We start from the raw sequence: 17,799 nt of genomic DNA, 5'->3' as shown, positions 1-17,799 counted from the left end.
AATGGCAAATAACTGTGGCCGACAGACGTCAGGCCGAGCCTGCATGGCGTTTGTGGCCGTGTACGCCGCCAGCCGAAATTCCGGCTTCACGGATTTGCATATGATTTACGCAAGCAAAGGATAAAACAAAGCAACGAGACTAGTTTTTGTGCAAATCTCTTGACTTTTTTCATGTGCGGACAACAATATTGATGAAGGCAGAGAAATATACTCCAGCATACTGACGGTTGCCTTTCGATCTTTGCCGGTAATGGATTTTGACCATAAAATTGGAGGGTAATATGGACAATTTCTTCATCACGAGAGACTTCGACTGGCAAATACGGCGATCGTCCAACATCGACAGGTTTCTCAATTTGCTCACGAGGCGGTTGGGGATTAACGCCAACACTGCCGATATGATCGACCGATCGATCTACAAATTCACCGGCCTTAAATTTTCGCCGACCCGTTCGGGAATTTCCACGAATGTGGAGCAGAGAATAAACATGTACCATCTCGTTTCTCAGGCGCTTGCCTATGACATAGATGGAGATCTGGTCGAGGTTGGCTGCAATGAGGGCCAATCATCCGTGCTCATCACAAAAGTCATAAACAGCTTCAATTCCGATAAGAAACTGCATGTTTATGACAGTTTCGAGGGGCTTCCGTCCGCTCGAAGCGAAGATGGAAACTCCTACAAGAAAGGCGATCTGGCAACATCGCAGGATGTGCTGATCAATAATTTTGCGGCCCATGGCCTGGAGCCGCCTGTCATCCACAAAGGATGGTTTGAGGACACTCTCTCACAAGGCTTGCCGGAGACGATATGCTTTGCGTACCTGGATGGCGATCTCTACGATTCGATATTGGTTAGCCTGAAATATGTGTATCCCCGCCTTTCCAGAGGAGCCGTTTGCCTTATTGACGATTACTGCGATCCAAGCATCAATCCGGATGGTTGGAACCATTTGCCCGGGGTCAAAAAAGCTTGCGACGAATTCATGGCGGATAAGCCCGAGAAGATTTGCTATATCTATTCCGGCTCGTTCACGCATGCATATTTCCGGAAGAGCCTGAATTAGACCGCGCCGACAGCTTCAGCCGACGCGAGATCCCGATACTCTCCAGAAAAACCTCATCATGGCTGACGACCAGAAGCGCGCCATCATAGGCACGCAGCCCCACTTCAACGGCGGCAATGGAATCGATGTCGAGATGGTTTGTCGGTTCGTCGAGGATCAACAGTGAGGGCGGAGTCGGTCCGCCAAGGACGCAGGCCAGACCGGCGCGCAGCAATTGCCCGCCGCTGAGCGTGGAGACCAACTGAAGTGCCGCATCCGCCCGGAACATGAAGCGCGCAAGGGCAGCGCGGCAGGCATTTTCATCCGCTTGCGGGTTGATCCGCCGGAAATTATCGCGGATCGAGAGAGACGGATCAAGCAAGCTGACCCGCTGGTCGAGCATGGAAAGCGTCGTCATTGCACGCACCGTCCCCGTCCAGGGTTTAAGCTCTCCGGAGATCAGCACCAGCAACGTGGTCTTGCCCGAACCATTCGCGCCGGTGACAGCGATCCGCTCCGGGCCCGTGATATCAAAGGAGAGATCGCCGATGATCGGTTGGTCCGGCCGATAGCCGGCGGTTACGCTGTCTATCTTCAGGACGATCTTGTTGGCCGGCAGCCCGGTCGGCGGAAGCCTGACGGACAAAGGCTGGAGGATTTCGATGCGACGACGGGCGGCAGTGGCCTCCTCAAGCACTTCCACTCGCTGGCGTTCGGCAAGACGCGCATGTTCGCCGCTCGTCATTTCGCTCCGCTCTTTCCTTCCGCCCAACAGGATGCGCGGAATGCCACCCTTGGCGGCCTTCTTCTTACCCATGCGATCTTTTCGCGCCTGCCGCTCCACCGTCGCCTGCGCAGCGCGGGCAACCTCAGCGACGCGCTTTTCGGCATCGGCAAGATCGTGTTCCGCTGCTGCGAGTTCGAGTGCCTTGCTCTCGCGGTAGCGGCTCCAGTTACCGCCATAGCGCGTGGCACTGAGCGAGGTCAGTTCGACGATGACATCTACCGTGTCGAGCAATTCCCGGTCATGGCTGACGACGATCGCCCCGCCGCGCCAGCTTGCAAGCAACGCGATCACGGCCTCCCTGCCCTCACGATCCAGATTGTTGGTCGGCTCATCGAGAACGAGAAAATCAGGCTCAGTGAAGATCAGCGCCGCAAGGCCGGCGCGCGTACGCTGGCCGCCCGACAGCGTCGCAAGCCGTGTCTGAGGCTCCGCATCCAAGCCGGCGCGATCGAGCGCGAAGGCGATCCGCGCTTCCAGCGTCCAGTCCGCTAGAGCCAGCTCCTCGGCCGTTGCCTCGCCCGCGTCTGCACGACGCAGAACGGCTAGCACTTCTCCTATATGGAAGAGATCGGCGATGGTTTCATCAGGCTCGATCTGGACGCTCTGGCGAAGGACGCCGAGGTTGCCCGCGAAGGATATCACCCCGGATTGGGATCGTAGCTCACCGGCAATGAGCTGGAGAAGCGTCGTCTTCCCGACGCCGTTGCGGCCGACAAGGCCGGTGCGCTCGGCGCCGAAACTCAGATCGAGATTGGAAAAAAGCGGTCGGCCGTCAGGCGTAGACCACGAAAGATTGGAAAGTGTGATGGATGCAGGCATGGATATGGAATTCCCCGGTAACAAGGCTGGAAGGCATTGTGATCGGGTTAAAATCCATTGCGGCACACATCCTGTTCGAATGACGGGTGCCGATAATTTAAGCGACAACCATTTTCAGTTCAAGCCTAGGTCTCGATGGTGTCGAGGAAGCTGAGGACACGGCTCCATGTCAGATCAGTCGCCTTGGCATCATAGTCGGGCAGGCTGGCATCGGTATAAAGGTGGCCGCCGCCGGGATAGGTCAAGATATCGGCGGAAATCCCGGATTGTGCGGCAGCCGACCGCCAGGCGGCGACATCCTCCGCCGGCTCGAAAGGATCGGGGTTGGCGAGATGAAGCTGCAAGGGCAGGCCCTTACGAGCATTGCCCGCAATCTCGGCAATACCATGCAGGAAGAGGATACCCGCAGTCTGAGGTCGCTTTGGCCAGAGACTTGCCGCAACAGCGGCGCCCATGGAAAATCCGCCCAGGACGGTTGAGGCGGGCAAGCCGGCGATCGCCCATTCGGCGCGCTCGCAAATGGTCGCCCAGCCGATCTCGTCCTTGAGCTTGAAACCTTCATCGATCGAACGGGCGACCAAACCATCATAGAGATCGGGCGCAAATGCCTTGTGACCGGCGGCCTGCAAGCGCTCGACGGCCTCGTGCTCAAGGGAGCGCAATCCATAGACGGAATGAAAAAGGATTACCGTCGCCATTGTCATAGCCTCCCGCGTCTTAGATCGGTCGTAACATAAGGCATTCGAAACACATGGCAATTTCCGCGAGTGTCTTTTCGTCGTTCGAAGCTGCTCTCTAAAAAGAAAAAACCCGGTGTCGGCACTGGGCCGAACACCGGGCAAGAAGCAGGGCTCATTGGCTATCACCCTGCGGGGAAACGTTTGACCGGCGTCAACGACGGATGGCGTCGAGGCCGAAGAGGCGCGCGCGGTGACGCGCTGAATTGCTCAAATTGCAAGATGGATCCTCGAAGAAGGTCGAGGTGGCCAGAGCCGATCTCAGCTCCTGCCGCGTCAGGCCGATATCCATCAGCTGGCTGTCGTTCAGATCATGCAGATAGTTGATCTCGCGGCGGTTGCGGTATGCGCGCCAGACCTTAGCCATCTTTTCGAAAGCAAGCGTCAGGCGTGCCGTCAGGGGCAGCGACGGCCTTGCGTGGCCGAGATGTAGTGTCCGGTCTGTCGTGCTCATTTCAAGGTCCTTTCCTTCAGGCACGGGCTAGCCGAGCCCCTTCCCGGTGGGGCGGGAAAGGGGTTGGCTGGGAGGAATTCAGCAGGAAGTCTGTCGATTGGTATGCTGATTTGCATTAGGAGGATGCCAAATACCTATTGATCAGTCCAACGAATGTTTCTAATGGTAAACATCAAACTCTCTTATAGGTGAGCCCATGTCCGCGCCGCTTGATAACGATCAGTTGCAGACCTTCATCGCCATCGTGGATTCCGGCAGCTTCACCAAGGCCGCCGATCGGGTGTTCAAGACGCAGTCGGCGGTTTCCATGCAGATGCGCCGGCTGGAAGAGCGCGTCGGCAAGCAGCTGTTTATCAAGGACGGCCGCGGCAACCGGCTGACGGCCGAGGGCGAAAAGCTGCTCAACTATGCCCGCCGCATCATCCGCCTGAACAACGAGGCGATCGCCGCCTTCGACGATAACCGGCTGGAGGGCACGCTGCGCATCGGCACGCCCGACGATTATGCCGACCGCTACATGCCGGAGATCATCGGTCGCTTCGCAAAGACGCATCCGAATGTCGAACTCTATATCGTCTGCGAACCCTCCGCCGATCTTTCCGAGCGCATGCATCGCGGCGAGCTCGATATCGCGCTGGTGACCCATAATCCGCGTGAGAGAATGTCGGATGTGGTGCGGACCGAGCCGCTCTGCTGGGTTGGTTCGGCCAATCATCCCCTCCGCGATGACGCGCCCATTCCGCTCGCCGTTGGACGACGGGATTGTCAATGGCGGCAGCTTGCCTGCTCGGCGCTCGATGCCAGCGGTCGCGACTATCAGATCCTGTTCACAAGCTGGTCCTGCACGGTAGTCGCCGCGGCGGTGCTTGCCGGCATGGCGGTTTCGGTGATGCCGGAATCGGCGCTGCGCACCGGTATGAAGGTGCTCAATCAGGCCGACGGCTTCCCGCCCCTGCCGCCAGTGCAGATCGGCATCATGAAGCGGCCAGGCGTCTCTGTATCATTGATGAACGCCATCACCGCCCATATCTCTGCCTGCCTCGATAACATCACGCCGGCGGCGATCGACGATGATCTCGATGGCGAGGTGAAGACCTTCACACGCTCCTATCCACGCCTGCGCGCAGGGCATATTCTCCCGGGCTGGTGAGAATTATAGGCAGTAGCTCAAACCCTACTGCCTACTGCCTACTGTTGGCTCCGTAAGCAGCGTCGCCCGGATTACCTGCTTCCATTCGTTGAGCATGCGGACCGCCAGCCCCTTGTCGCTCATGATGGCGAGGCGGACGGAAGCGCCGATCAGGTGGCTGAAGAGCTGGGTGCGGGCCTGAAGATCGATGGAACTACTGGTCGGGAGGAAGGGTTCGATACCCTCGAGAAAAATCTCGGCGACACGATTGCTGTGCTGAATGTTGAGTTTCAACAAATCCCCGTCCATTTCCGTCCCAAGCCACACGCCCATATAGGTCGGATCACCACGGAACTCGCGGTAGTACCAGTCGACCATGCCGCAAACGAGATCAACGGCATGATCGAGCGATCTCACGCTGGCGAAGGCTTCCGTCGTCTTCTGCTGCACAAGAAGCGCGTGGCGTTCGAACAATGCCGTGACGATCGCCGCCTTTTCAGGAAAATACTGGTAGACGGAACCGATCGGCACGCCGGCCACGGCCGCAAGCTCCGTCATCTTCATGGCGCTAACGCCTTTTTCCGCGATAAGCTGCGCGCCCGCCGCCAGGATGATATCGACGCGCTGAATGCTGCGCTCCTGTTTCGGCTGCTTGCGAAATTCGATGCGGGCAGGTTTTTCCGGGTTCATGCATTTCCCGTTTCATTGTCACGAAAGCGACGCCCGAAGACGCAGGCAAGATATGCCACAGGCATACCCAATCAACGTAAGGGGGAAAAGTCCAATTTTACATGCGAAATGTAATAATGCACGCCCACAGAGCCGACAAAGGCTGCTGCAGGACGCCAGCCTTTTTATCCGGAGAAATAGCGCTGCTGGCGGCTCAGGCCGGCATTGTCTGCGTGACGGCGATCCAGATGGCAAGCCAGGCCCACATGCCGCCAAGGACGATGTAGCCGAGAGCAAAGAGCGCGCTGCGATAGCGCAGATTATTGCTGGTGACATGCACATAGGCGTGAGCATAGCGCGTGGCGACGAAGATCCAGGCGAGGATCACCGCCGGCAGATTATCCGCCTGAGCGATGAAGAGCGTGATGCAGCAGGCATGGAAAAGGACGGGGAGTTCGAACTGATTGGCGATGCAGTTGCGCACCACCAAGCTCTCCGTCGCCTCATTGGCGGCATGGTTCTCGCGAAACTGCGATAGCCGGATCTTACCCGCCTTCACCAGGTTGCGGCGGCGCAGGCCCAGTAGTGCGTAGAGAATATAGACAAGCCCCGCATGGGCCACCATGGGCCACAACATTTCATAACCAGTCACGCCGCCAACTCCTTTGCGATTTCAAAGCGGCTGAAGCGACCGTTTAGGACGGCTTGGATCCGCCGGGAGACAGGTAGCGAAAAATCGAGAAACGGGCCAGCAGAATGATGGTGATAACCAGCGACAGGAACTTCAGCCGCACGATGATCGGCAGCAGGCCCGACAGCAGCGTCACCGTGCCGTCCGACGGCGTGGCCGGCGGATAGAGCAACAGGCCGGCAATATTCTCCGCATAGTCCATCGCGCCATAGACGATCGGCAGGCAGAAAATGACTGCGGTCGCGCCCGGCGGAATGGGGCGACCGAAGAAGAAACCGCCAGGGCCGATCAGGCGCATCAGGCAAAATAGCAGTCCGGCCAGTACCAGTGGAAAGACCAGTTCCGGACCCAGATACATGGAATGCAGGATGGCGGCAGGGTCCGGGTGATCCTTGAGGTAGCGCACCATAGCGACGACATCTTCTGCCTCGTAGCCGCCGATGCGCGCGTCCAGCATCTGCTGGCCCGCCGCCGCATCGCGAAAAGCCGTGACGAAGCCCGCATAGATCCAAGCGAACAGCGCCAGGGACAGGGCGGCGAGCACCGCCGTCAGGCCCTGTAGGGACCTGACATTGCCTTTAGCGCTATCTCGCATCGATCAGCCGCCGGAGCCGGGATAGTTCGGGCTTTCGCGGGTGATGGTGACGTCATGGGCATGGCTTTCGCGCAGGCCGGCGCCGGATATGCGCACGAAGGTGGCGCGATCCTGGAAGTCCTTGAGATCGGCGCCGCCGACATAGCCCATGGCCGCCTTGAGGCCGCCGGCGAGCTGGTGCAGCACGCCCGAGACCGGGCCCTTGTATGGCACCTGACCTTCGATGCCTTCCGGCACCAGCTTCAGTGTATCGCGCACCTCGGCCTGGAAATAGCGATCGGCCGAGCCGCGCGCCATGGCGCCGACGGAGCCCATGCCGCGATAGGCCTTGAAGGAACGACCCTGGTAGAGATAGACCTCGCCCGGGCTTTCATCCGTGCCAGCCAGCAGCGAGCCGATCATGGCGGCCGATGCGCCGGCGGCGATGGCCTTGGCCAGGTCGCCGGAGTACTTGATGCCGCCATCGGCAATGATCGGGATGTTCTGGTCCTGCGCGGCCTGGACCGCCGACATGATGGCGGCCAGCTGCGGCACGCCGACGCCGGCGACAATGCGGGTCGTGCAGATGGAGCCGGGGCCGATGCCGACCTTGACGGCGTCCGCGCCGGCATCGATCAGCGCCCGCGTACCGTCATAGGTGGCGACGTTGCCGGCCATGATGCGAACCGAGTTGGTGAGCTTCTTGACGCGGGTGACGGCGTCGAGAACGCGCTGCGAATGGCCATGGGCGGTATCGACGACCAGGAGGTCGACGCCAGCCTCGATTAGGCGTTCGGCGCGCTCGAAACCGTCGTCACCGACGCTGATGGCGGCAGCGGCACGAAGGCGGCCCTGCGCATCCTTGGAGGCACTCGGGTTGAGCTGCGACTTTTCGATGTCCTTGACGGTGATCAGGCCGATGAGGCGGCCTTCGCCGTCCACGACCAGCAGCTTCTCGATGCGATGCGTATGCAGCAGGCGCTTGGCCTCCTGCTGCTGCACGCCGTCGGCAACCGTGATCAGGTTTTCGTGGGTCATCAATTCGTGGATCTTCTGCTCCGGATTGGAAGCGAAGCGGACGTCACGATTGGTGAGGATGCCGACCAGGCGCTGCGACTTCTCGACGACAGGGATGCCGGAAATGCCGTGGGATTTCATCAGGCCGAGCGCTTCGGCCAGCGTCGCGTCGGGGCCGATCGTCACCGGATTGACCACCATGCCGCTTTCGAACTTCTTGACCTGGCGGACCTCTTCGGCTTGCTGCACGGGGGTCAGATTGCGGTGGATGACGCCGAGGCCGCCGGCCTGGGCCATGGCGATGGCGAGACGGCCTTCCGTCACCGTGTCCATGGCGGCAGACATGATCGGCAGGTTAAGCTCGATGTCCTGGGCGATGCGGGTGGCGATATTCGTCTGGCCGGGCATGACCTCGGAGTGTCCCGGTTGCAGGAGCACGTCGTCGAAGGTAAGGGCGTCTAAACCGGTTGACGTTTCGATAATGCGAGCCATGGCCAATTCCTTCGTCTTTAAAAAACAGGAGAGCCCGGAACGAATCGTCTACCGGGCGATCTTGCAAGTGTTGCTTGGAAGTTGGCGAGGGCTGGTAACACGTCTATGACAGGAAGGGAATAGTAAAATGCGCCAGATGGCCGCAGGCCAGCCCAAGTGTAAATGCATAGCCAGTCTTAGAACGAGTTTCCCATCATTCCTGCGTCAAGCCGCCCTCACAGGTCGAACTGATAGGTCTTCGGCACATAGCGGAAACCGTCCGGCTGCTTCTCGACGAAGCCGACGGCTGGAAACGGCATGTGGAAGCCGAGGAACGGGATGCGGTCCGTAGCGATCATGTCGAAGACCCGGCGGCGGGTCTTGGCGGCCAGCGCCTTGTCGGCATCGAAGCGCACTTCCCAATCCGGACGCCCGAGCGACAGGATATAGTGGTTGGCCGTATCGCCGGTCATGACCAACTGCTTGCCATCCGATTCGAGGTGGAAAACGAGATGGCCGGGCGTGTGGCCCGGCGCATGCATTGCGGTCATACCGCTGACGATCTGGTCGCCATCCTTGAGGAAGGTCATCTTCTCGGCAAAGGGCACGACATTGGCAAGCACTGCCTTATGGCCACCTTCGGCCGGCGTTCCCTCACGGGCCTTATCGGTCCAGAATCCATATTCGATCTCGCCGGTGACATAGCGGGCATTCGGGAAGGCTGGAGCACCCTCCTCCAGCAGCCCGTTGATGTGATCGCCATGCAGATGCGTCAGGGCTACGACCGTCACCTGTTCCGGCGTATAGCCGACGGCCTTCAGCCCTTCGCGAAAACGGCCCAGACCACGAGCACGACCGGCGGCGCCGAAGCCGGTATCGACGACGATGACGTCGGAGCCGGTGTCGATGATGGCGGGCGCATAGCTGTTGACGAATGTCTCGGTCGGCAGGAAATTCTGCGCCAGGAGCTTGCGCACCGCATCCGGCGTGTGGTTCGAACCGAAGGTTTCCCAGGGATTGTCCATGGTGTTTGCGCCATCCTTGACGACGGTGACAGTGCAGGATCCCAGCCTGAACTGGTGGGTTTCGGGCGGCAGAACAACACTCATGATCTCATTCTCTCCACTGATGGCAGCGTAAGCCGCGCCTGTCGTCGTCATCGGCCATTGCAGGCTGGTGCACGATCTTTCTCAGTCGGCAATTTAGCCATGACATATCCAGCCAAATCCGCTAATACACCGAACGACGTTTTATGCGTTTAGCATTTACATGCGTTTAGCATATGTCAAACTTGGTAACCTATACCGAGCCGGATCAAGCATCACGAAGACGTGATGCCTGGGAGGCCACGCGGTAGATTCGAGGATTGGCAGAGACAGTACATAGGACTACAGAGCGGGTGTTCGCCCCACAGGCGGGCCCATTTCCGAAGACACGACCCACTAGGGCATCTGCCTATGAATCGTATCGTTCCCCTGATCCTTGCCGTTGCGCTGTTCATGGAGCAGATGGATTCCACGGTGATCGCGACCGCACTGCCGGCCATTGCGAATGATCTCCATGTCGGTCCGATCACGCTGAAGCTGGCGCTGACCTCCTACATGGTGTCGCTGGCGGTGTTCATCCCGATCAGCGGCTGGATGGCGGATCGCTTCGGAGCGAAGAACATCTTCCGGATTGCCATCTGCGTCTTCGTTGTCGGCTCGATCATGTGCGCCGCCTCGGGTGGCCTCTTCGAATTCGTCGCCGCCCGCTTCCTGCAGGGTGTCGGCGGCTCGATGATGACACCGGTCGGGCGTCTGGTCCTGGTGCGCACAACACGGAAGAGCGACCTGGTCTCGGCCATGGCGCTGCTGTCCATTCCAGCTCTTGTCGGGCCACTGGCCGGCCCGCCGCTCGGCGGCTTCATCACCACCTACGCATCCTGGCACTGGATCTTCCTGATCAATGTTCCCGTCGGCATTGCCGGCATCATCCTGTCGTCGATCTTCCTGCCGGAGGTCGAGGCAACGAAACCACCGAAGCTTGACTTCATCGGCTTCCTGCTGACGTCCTTTGCGGCCTCCGGCGTTGTTTTCGGCATGTCGGTCATCAGTCTGCCGGCGCTGCCGCCGGCGATCGGCATCTCGGCCATCACCATCGGCTTCGTCTGCGGCTTCCTCTATATCGGCCATGCGCGCCGTCACCCGGCGCCGATCCTCGATCTGACACTGTTGAAGAACGCCACCTTCCGCGCTTCCGTCACCGGCGGCACGCTGTTTCGTATCTGCATCGGCGCCATGCCGTTCCTGACGCCGCTGATGTTGCAGCTCGGCTTCGGCCTCAATCCGTTCCAGTCGGGCCTGATCACCTTTGCCGGCGCAATCGGCGCGATCTCGACCAAGTTCATCGCTCGCCGCGTCTTCACCGCCGTCGGCTTCAAGACGGCGCTGTTGTCGGCAGCAGCCATCACGACGGTCACCACGATCTGTATCGGCCTGTTCCAGCCCACGACACCGCATCTCACCATCATCGCGGTATTGCTGGTCGGCGGCTTCTCGCGCTCGTTCTTCTTCACCGGCATCAACGCGCTCGCCTTTGCCGACATCAACGACAAGCAGGCAAGCCAGGCGACCTCGATGAGCTCGGTCATGCAGCAGATCAGCCTGGCGCTCGGCGTTGCCGTCGCCGCGATGATCCTGGAAACCTCGACCTTCTTCAGCGGTGCGGAACTACAGGTCAGCGACTTCCACATGGCCTTCTACTGCATCTCGATCCTGACCGTGCTTGCCACCATTCCCTTCATCCGCATGGACCGCAATGCCGGCGCCACAGTCTCCGGCCACAAGGCTGGCCTGAAGCGCGCGGCAGCGACGGAGCCGCAATCCGTGGTGAAGTAGTTTTCCTATTTGGCAGGGAAAAGCTGAAGCCTATTCAGACTTCTCGCAGACAGCGCTGAGCTTGTTGCCGTCGGGATCTCGCACGTAAGCCGCATAGAAATTGGCGTGGAACGACCGCAGTCCGGGCTTGCCTTCATCCGTGCCACCATGGGCAAGGGCTGCCGCGTGAAAAGCATCGACATCGGCGCGGCTTTCCGCATGCAGGGCGACCATCGAGCCGTTGCCGATCGTCGCGGCGCGGTGATCATAGGGGATCACCACCCAAAACCTGCAACGGACATCGCCATCGGCGGCATAGCCGATTTCCTCATCCGATTCGCGTTGACGCCGGTAGCCGAGGATAGGCAGAACCGCGTCATAAAATATGCCGGCGCGCGGAATATCGTTGGAACCGAGCGTGACGTAGAGAAGCATGGTGATGATGCGCCGCCTTCAGTATCGAGGGGACTGCATCATCGACCAAAAGCGACTGCTAAATCAAGCGCTTATTGTGCCGTGATCGACATTGCGTCCCTTGAAGCCTTTTGCCAGCAGGAACATTTCGACCGATTCCGCCCTGGATGCGCCCGGCTTTACATGGACGACCTGGCGGAAATTCTGCTTCAGCATGTTCAGGAGGTCGCGTTCCGTGCCGCCCTGGAAGGTCTTGGCGAGGAAATGTCCGCCTTCAGCCAGAACTTCGACGGCGAAATGCGCAGCGACCTCGCAGAGATGCATGGTTCGCAGATGATCGGTGCGGTGATGGCCCGTTGTCGGCGAGGCCATATCCGAAAGGACGAGATCCGGCTCGCCGCCGACCGCCTCGACCAGCCGCTGCGGTGCATCCGGCTCCAGAAAGTCGAGGTGAAGGATGGTAACGCCCGGCAGATGCGCCATTTCGAGAAAGTCGATGGCCGCGACGCGGATATCATCTTCCGTCGATCCGGTCACCTTGGCAGCGATCTGCGACCAACTTCCCGGTGCAGCACCCAGATCGATGATGCGCCGCGCACCCTTCAAGATCCCATGCTTCTCGTCGATCTCCAGCAGCTTGAAAGCGGCACGGGCGCGATAGCCTTCGAGCTGGGCGCGCTGCACATAGGGATCGTTGATGTGCCGATGCAGCCACTGCCGCGAGGAGGCCTTCATCTTCTTGTTCTTCACACGCTGGCCGAGCTTTCGGCCGGTGCGGTTGCCGGCGATCGTTGGCTTTGTCATGCCTGTGGTCCCTTCATATCCCTCGGTCTATGGCTGCGGCGCGAACGGCCGCGCCGCCACACACCGTCATCCGCCATCATATCGGTCAGCAGTCCTTCGCGCAGGCCACGATCGGCGACGCGCATGCGCGGGCTCGGCCATCGGCGGCGGATCGCCTCAAGAATGGCGCAGCCCGCCAGCACCAGATCGGCACGATCCGGTCCGATGCAGGGATTGGCGGCGCGGCCGGCAAAATCCCAGGAGAGCAGCTTGGCCTGCATCGCGGTTACTTCATCGTCCGACAGCCAGACGCCATCGACCCTGCGCCGGTCGTAACGCGGCAGGTCGAGATGGACGCCGGCAAGCGTCGTCACCGTGCCGGAGGTACCGATCAGATGGAAATCGTCGCTGTCGCGCGTAGCGCCTTGCACCGGCGGGCAATCGAAGCGTTCGAGCATGCCCTCGACTTCGCGCACCATGGCCTCGAACAGGTCTGGCGTGACATCGCGGCCGCCATGTCGCTCCGAAAGCGTGACCACACCGACGGGCAGCGAGGTCCAGTGGGTGATGTGGTTGGCAAGCCGGCTGGAACGGTTTTCACCGATGCGGATGATGGCGATTTCCGAGGAGCCGCCGCCAATATCGAAGAGCACGACGGAGCGCGCCTCGGGGCCAACCAGCGACGAGCAGCCGGAGACGGCAAGCCGTGCCTCGGTCTCGCGATCGATGATTTCAAGCTGCAGGCCGGTCTCTTCGATGACGCGGGCGAGGAAGACCTCGCCATTTTCCGCCGCACGGCAGGCTTCCGTCGCGATCAGCCGCATGCGGCGGATCTCGCGGGTCTTCAGTTTGGCGGCGCAGATACGCAGAGCCTCGACGGCCCTGTCCATGGCGTCGCCCGACAACCGGCCGCTGGCGCCAAGCCCCTCACCGAGGCGAACGATGCGGGAAAAGGCATCGACGACACGGAATTGTCCGGGACGCGTCGGCTGCGCGATCAACAGGCGGCAATTGTTGGTGCCGAGATCCAGCGCGGCATAGAGATCCAGCGGACGGGAATCTGTGTCGGCCTGATGTTGCGGCACAGAGCCATCGCGGCGCTGCGGATGCCGATGATCATTGTGAGCAGGAGCGCGCTCGGCTGCGATGACGGCTGCAGGAGCGACGAGCTGCGCAGTCTTCTCATGCGCCAGCGGCCGGCCCTGCAGGCCGCGCTTGCTACGTTGCTTGCGCCTGTTCTTGCCACTCTTGTTCGACGACGCATGGCCATGCTCGCCCGGAGCGCGTTGATCCGGCGCGGCGGAGGCCTGTGACTGCTGTGTCGGGGAGGAATGCTGCGCACCATCCTGCGCTCCGCCACGAGAACGGCGTCTGCGCTTGCGCTTCTTGGCCGGAAAACCGGCGTCCTGGTCTGCTGGGCGTGTCGCCACCGGGCCGGACTTGCCGATCTGGTTGGCCTCCGCAGACAAAGCGTTCGGACGGGCATTACCGCCACGCTTACGCTTAGCACGCCGGGAGGATTTACCCTTCCTGCGCTCTGCTACCGACGCCCCGTCTGCTTGCGGCGCTCTGCCGCTGTCGGGGTCACTCACGTATCTTTTCCACCGCGCCGCGCAAGGCCGAGAGGCATGCAGCAGGCGCTCATTTGATTTTCGTTGGCCAGAGGATATCAGCAGGAACAGTTTTCGCCAAATTCTTTTTGAATCGCGCGATTTTAGGCTGTTCGGTCGCAACCGTGGCCAGTCGTCCCTGTGGCCCGAAATTGCTGCTATCAGGTTCGAAGCAGGTTCTCCGCCATGAACTTTACAAAGGCTTGTATTTTTGGGGACAGCTGACGGCTCGACGGCCAGAGGACGCGGAATTCGCCGACATCCTCGATATGGTCGGCCAGAACGGAGACGAGCTTTCCATCCGCAATTTGCCCGCCGATGGTAAAGAGCGGCAGACAGGCAACACCGAGCCCAGCCTCGACCATATTGATCAGCGGCTCGAGCGTGCTTGCCATCGACGATACAGGCAATTCCAATTTTCCCGCCCCGACATCGTAGCGCAACGGCCAACGTTCCAGCTTGCCGGTCGACGGATACTTGTGGTGAAGACACAGGTGCGTGGACAGGTCCTCCGGCCTTTTGGGAACTCCGAAGCGGTCGAAATACTCCTTGGACCCGACAACGCGGTGAGAAAACCTCCCCAATGTTCGCACCATCAGGCGGCTGTCGGTGATTTGGCCCGTTCGCACGACTGCGTCGAACCCCTCTTCGATCACATCGACCAGCCGATCGGTGAAATCGAGGTCGATCATCACGTCCGGAAAGGCTTGCATGAACTTGGTGATCGTCGGCATGAAAAGCATGCCGGCAAGGGGCAAGCTCACGCGGAGCCAGCCACGGGGCGCCGCGATAGTTTGCGACAATTCCTGTTCCGCGGCTTCAATCTCGGAGAAAATCCGCCGGCAACGCTCCAGGAACATGATGCCCTCGGCCGTGATCGCGATGCTGCGGGTGCTTCGGTGAAACAGACGCACGCCTAGTCTTTTCTCCAACCGGGCCATGGTTTTGCCGACGGCGGACGAGGAGACGCCAAGCGCCTCTCCTGCCCGAACGAAACTGCGGGTTTCCGCCGCAATCACGAACACATTCAACGCGGCGATATTGTCCATGGCGAGAAATCCAATTGCGGACGTCAATGTCCGTTATCTACGGATTACTAGCCTATTCTTTCGGCCTTTGTCGCGAGCTATCTCTTGCAACGGCGGCAAATTCCGCCGGACAATCCTTTGAACGGAGATCACGTGACCCATCCCCAAAAAGCCGAATTTGAGTTCGCTTTCCAGCCCACCGTATTCGTCGTGAACGTCATTCATGCCCATCCGGGCAAGCAGGAAGAAGCATTCAAAATCATCCAAGACGTCGTGCACTATGTTGCGGAACGGAAGGAAGGATTTCTATGGAGCAACCTGTCGAAAAGCACGGACGGCCAAACCGTCGTGAACATTGAGGCGATCCGCGACGAGAACAATGTCGACGAATTCTTTTCCGATCCAGCCTTCGTGGAAAAATTCAAGAAACTGGACGCCGTCTCGAAAAGCGAGTTTCACATCTACAAGGTTTCCGACCTCGTGCTTCCGCGTCAGCTCCTAGGATAGGCGTCCCGGATTCTTGCGATTAAACATCAGCGCAAAACTGCTGCTTGCGCTGATGGGCAGCTCTTCACCACAGGCTGGGGGTAAATCTCAGGCCGTCAGCCTGCCCCGAACGTCGTCCGCCAACGCCTTCATCCGGTCGATCGGCAAATGGCCGATCAGCATGAAGGCGTGCGCGGCATCCGACCAATAGACGACATTCATGCCGCGCCGGTTTTCCATATCCGGGGCAGAAGCGCCCGTGGTGGAAGCGGTGATGCAAAGCGCCATCGGGCCGCTCTCCGGATCGAGATAAGCGATCTGTGCCAAAGGCTTGTCATCATAATTCAGCAATATGGCGCGCTTGAAATCGATACCCGGGATCGCAACGGCTTCGGGTGTCAGAGCGAGACCTATCTTCGAGCCGACCTCGCTCAATTGCGCAACCTGCTCAGTTCGATCGCCAGCCGGTCCGCTCAGCGTATCCGGCGTATAGAGGGAAAGATATTGCGCAACCACGGCACGCCATTCGCTTCCCTCGTCCGGCTTGGCAAGGCGATGGCTGATGCCGATCACGGCGCGATCGATGGCAATGCCCGCGACCAGGCAGGCGGCAATCGCACCCAGGAAGCCACGGCGGCCGATGCCGGAAGCGGCTTTCGTCTGCTCCGCGGAAGAAGGGATTGCGGCCAGCATCGCCTCCAGCTTCGCGCTTGGGGCGGCAGCAAGCAGCGGCTCGAATGCCTCGTGGAAAGGCAGATCGCTGCGCGACAGGAGATCGAAGCGTTCCGCCACCCTGGCGTCGCTTTCGATCAGTCTTTCGATCCTGTCATGCTCGACAGCCTCCAGTTCGCCGTCGATGAAAGCGGTGAGCTGTTCGTCCGAGGGCATGTTTCTGTTGTCCTGTTCACTCATGTCCGTTCCCCAGTCGTGCCTCGTCCATCGCTCCCATGCCATCGGCGAGCTTGGCCCGCGCCGCCGCCAGCCGGCTCATCACCGTTCCGATCGGCACATCCAGAACCTGTGCCACCTCGCGATAGGACAGTCCTTCGACATAGGCGAGGAAGACGGCAGTGCGCTGCGCTTCCGGCAGCGCCTGCACCTGCTTCAGCACCTGCCCCGCCAAGATATGCGTCTCCGTCTCGCGCGCACCGTCGAAGACCAATGCCTCATCGGCATCGACGAAGCCTTGACCCATGCGCACCCGGCGAGAGCGGATCTCGTTCAGCCAGATCGAATGCAGGATCGAAAACAGCCAGCGGTCGAGCCGCGTACCGGCGATGAACTGATGCGCGCGCTCCAGCGCCCTGACGCAGGTTGCCTGCACCAGATCATCCGCCACGTCGCGTTGACGCGACAGCACGACGGCATAGCGCCAGAGCCGCGTCAGATGCTGCGACAGGCCCGCCCTGATATCCTCTTCGCTGGCGATGACACCCTCCGCGAGGTTCTCGTTCTTGGGAACCGCCGGCCTTGCCGACGGTTCCGATCGTGTCCGACTATAAGCAGAAATCGTGGAATGAGCGACTGACACTCTGATATCCCTCTCAATACTCACTGCTTATGCCGGCCATCTCAGGTCCGACCCTGAAATCAGAGGCTCGACGGATTCTGGATGGCGCTGTTCAAATCCTGATATTCTTCGCAGGACGTGTTGCCGCAGAGCGCCTTGATGGTGCTGAGCTGATCCTTGGCGAGGTCGATCTGGCCCTTGATGACGTAGGCTTCGCCGAGATATTCGCGAACCAGCGTGTATTTCGGGTCCATGGCGACGGACCTCTTATAGTAGGAAATACCTTCATCCGTGCGGCCGAGCTTGCGGGTGACATAGCCGCGATAGTTCAGCGCTTCCGCCGTATTCGGGTTCTGCAAGGTGTCGAGAACGGCCAGCGCTTCTTCATAGCGATGATCCTTCTTGGCCAGCGAATAGGCATAGTCGGCGCGGTTTTCGTCGGTGATATTCGCGCCCTGCTGCTTCACGCATTTTTTGGTCTTCTGGTCGTAGATCTCGCCCTTCTTGCAGGTCGGCGTCGTGCTCGAATCGTCGCCGGCTGCGAAGACGGGAATTACGAAAGCGCCGAGGGTAAGGCAGGCACCGAGAGCGGCCGAGGCCAGGCGGAAAGCGGTGGTGGTCATGGGATTGCTCCTTGGCAAAATGAACGTTGCGATGGGAGAACACGCCATCCGTTCATTTTATTCGCAGCCATCAGATATTTTTTCTCGCGACCGGAT

Annotated in this window: 19 protein-coding genes; 4 read left to right on the top strand and 15 right to left on the bottom strand. The window is 60.0% G+C overall.

The features are described from left to right. Positions 1–281 precede the first annotated feature (281 nt). On the top strand, positions 282–1,064 hold the full coding sequence (locus HB780_RS29405; RefSeq protein ID WP_183691525.1) for a TylF/MycF/NovP-related O-methyltransferase: 783 nt from the start codon (positions 282–284) through the stop codon (positions 1,062–1,064). On the opposite strand, the gene HB780_RS29400 is transcribed toward HB780_RS29405, so the two are convergent. The 3 genes from HB780_RS29400 to HB780_RS29390 all read right to left on the bottom strand — a co-directional run bounded on the left by HB780_RS29400 (position 1,030) and on the right by HB780_RS29390 (position 3,840). Beyond that, positions 1,030–2,649 carry an ABC-F family ATP-binding cassette domain-containing protein gene (locus tag HB780_RS29400; protein WP_183691523.1) on the bottom strand — a complete coding sequence of 540 codons (1,620 nt, stop codon included), beginning with the start codon at positions 2,647–2,649 and terminating at the stop codon, positions 1,030–1,032. The two genes, HB780_RS29405 and HB780_RS29400, sit on opposite strands and share 35 nt — an antisense overlap. Before the next feature lie 125 nt (positions 2,650–2,774). After that, entirely contained in the window at positions 2,775–3,347 is a 573-nt protein-coding gene (locus HB780_RS29395; protein ID WP_183691521.1) for a dienelactone hydrolase family protein, read from the bottom strand. Positions 3,348–3,540: 193 nt separating this feature from the next. Continuing rightward, entirely contained in the window at positions 3,541–3,840 is a 300-nt protein-coding gene (locus tag HB780_RS29390) for a DUF1127 domain-containing protein (protein ID WP_183691519.1), read from the bottom strand. A gap of 196 nt (positions 3,841–4,036) precedes the next feature. Between HB780_RS29390 and HB780_RS29385 the strand changes: the two genes are divergently transcribed. After that, positions 4,037–4,990, top strand: a complete 954-nt coding sequence (locus HB780_RS29385) for a LysR substrate-binding domain-containing protein (RefSeq protein ID WP_183691517.1) — start codon at positions 4,037–4,039, stop codon at positions 4,988–4,990. A gap of 24 nt (positions 4,991–5,014) precedes the next feature. Here HB780_RS29385 and HB780_RS29380 read toward each other — a convergent pair whose 3' ends face one another. From HB780_RS29380 to HB780_RS29360, 5 genes are all read right to left on the bottom strand, one after another. After that, a complete protein-coding gene (locus HB780_RS29380; protein WP_183691515.1) occupies positions 5,015–5,659 on the bottom strand; it encodes a TetR/AcrR family transcriptional regulator in 645 nt (214 codons plus the stop codon). Between the two features lie 193 nt (positions 5,660–5,852). Next, a complete protein-coding gene (locus HB780_RS29375) occupies positions 5,853–6,290 on the bottom strand; it encodes an MAPEG family protein (protein WP_183691513.1) in 438 nt (145 codons plus the stop codon). A gap of 43 nt (positions 6,291–6,333) precedes the next feature. Beyond that, a complete protein-coding gene (locus HB780_RS29370) occupies positions 6,334–6,924 on the bottom strand; it encodes a hypothetical protein (protein ID WP_183691511.1) in 591 nt (196 codons plus the stop codon). 3 nt (positions 6,925–6,927) lie between these two features. After that, entirely contained in the window at positions 6,928–8,412 is a 1,485-nt protein-coding gene (gene guaB / locus HB780_RS29365) for an IMP dehydrogenase (RefSeq protein ID WP_183691509.1), read from the bottom strand. Positions 8,413–8,627: 215 nt separating this feature from the next. Then, positions 8,628–9,551: an MBL fold metallo-hydrolase gene (locus tag HB780_RS29360; RefSeq protein WP_353622958.1), complete on the bottom strand. Its 924-nt coding sequence runs from the start codon at positions 9,549–9,551 to the stop codon at positions 8,628–8,630. A 297-nt stretch (positions 9,552–9,848) separates the two neighbouring features. On the opposite strand from HB780_RS29360, the gene HB780_RS29355 reads away from it, so the two are divergent. Beyond that, entirely contained in the window at positions 9,849–11,270 is a 1,422-nt protein-coding gene (locus HB780_RS29355; protein WP_183691505.1) for an MFS transporter, read from the top strand. Between the two features lie 30 nt (positions 11,271–11,300). Here the strand turns inward: HB780_RS29355 and HB780_RS29350 are convergent, their stop codons facing one another. From HB780_RS29350 to HB780_RS29335, 4 genes are all read right to left on the bottom strand, one after another. Continuing rightward, positions 11,301–11,684: a VOC family protein gene (locus tag HB780_RS29350; RefSeq protein ID WP_183691503.1), complete on the bottom strand. Its 384-nt coding sequence runs from the start codon at positions 11,682–11,684 to the stop codon at positions 11,301–11,303. Positions 11,685–11,747: 63 nt separating this feature from the next. Beyond that, a complete protein-coding gene (locus tag HB780_RS29345) occupies positions 11,748–12,467 on the bottom strand; it encodes an RlmE family RNA methyltransferase (protein ID WP_183691501.1) in 720 nt (239 codons plus the stop codon). Further along, on the bottom strand, positions 12,464–14,038 hold the full coding sequence (locus HB780_RS29340) for a Ppx/GppA phosphatase family protein (protein WP_183691500.1): 1,575 nt from the start codon (positions 14,036–14,038) through the stop codon (positions 12,464–12,466). Before HB780_RS29340 ends, HB780_RS29345 begins: the two co-directional genes overlap by 4 nt. A 179-nt stretch (positions 14,039–14,217) precedes the next feature. Next, on the bottom strand, positions 14,218–15,105 hold the full coding sequence (locus HB780_RS29335) for a LysR family transcriptional regulator (protein ID WP_183691498.1): 888 nt from the start codon (positions 15,103–15,105) through the stop codon (positions 14,218–14,220). 132 nt (positions 15,106–15,237) lie between these two features. On the opposite strand from HB780_RS29335, the gene HB780_RS29330 reads away from it, so the two are divergent. Next, positions 15,238–15,591 (top strand): antibiotic biosynthesis monooxygenase, encoded by a 354-nt coding sequence (locus HB780_RS29330; protein WP_183691496.1) that lies wholly within the window; start codon positions 15,238–15,240, stop codon positions 15,589–15,591. Between the two features lie 87 nt (positions 15,592–15,678). On the opposite strand, the gene HB780_RS29325 is transcribed toward HB780_RS29330, so the two are convergent. Genes HB780_RS29325 through HB780_RS29315 form a run of 3 tightly spaced genes read right to left on the bottom strand, consistent with a single transcriptional unit; the run spans position 15,679 to position 17,703 of the window. Beyond that, positions 15,679–16,458: an anti-sigma factor family protein gene (locus tag HB780_RS29325; protein WP_183697598.1), complete on the bottom strand. Its 780-nt coding sequence runs from the start codon at positions 16,456–16,458 to the stop codon at positions 15,679–15,681. A gap of 16 nt (positions 16,459–16,474) precedes the next feature. Further along, positions 16,475–17,101 carry an RNA polymerase sigma factor gene (locus tag HB780_RS29320; protein ID WP_183691494.1) on the bottom strand — a complete coding sequence of 209 codons (627 nt, stop codon included), beginning with the start codon at positions 17,099–17,101 and terminating at the stop codon, positions 16,475–16,477. Positions 17,102–17,160: 59 nt separating this feature from the next. Continuing rightward, positions 17,161–17,703 (bottom strand): tetratricopeptide repeat protein, encoded by a 543-nt coding sequence (locus HB780_RS29315; protein ID WP_183691492.1) that lies wholly within the window; start codon positions 17,701–17,703, stop codon positions 17,161–17,163. Between the last annotated feature and the right edge of the window lie 96 nt (positions 17,704–17,799).

Origin of the sequence: Rhizobium lusitanum (genome assembly GCF_014189535.1) — a bacterium.
GTDB lineage: Bacteria > Pseudomonadota > Alphaproteobacteria > Rhizobiales > Rhizobiaceae > Rhizobium > Rhizobium lusitanum_C.
This window is presented reverse-complemented; position numbering and strand designations above follow the sequence as displayed.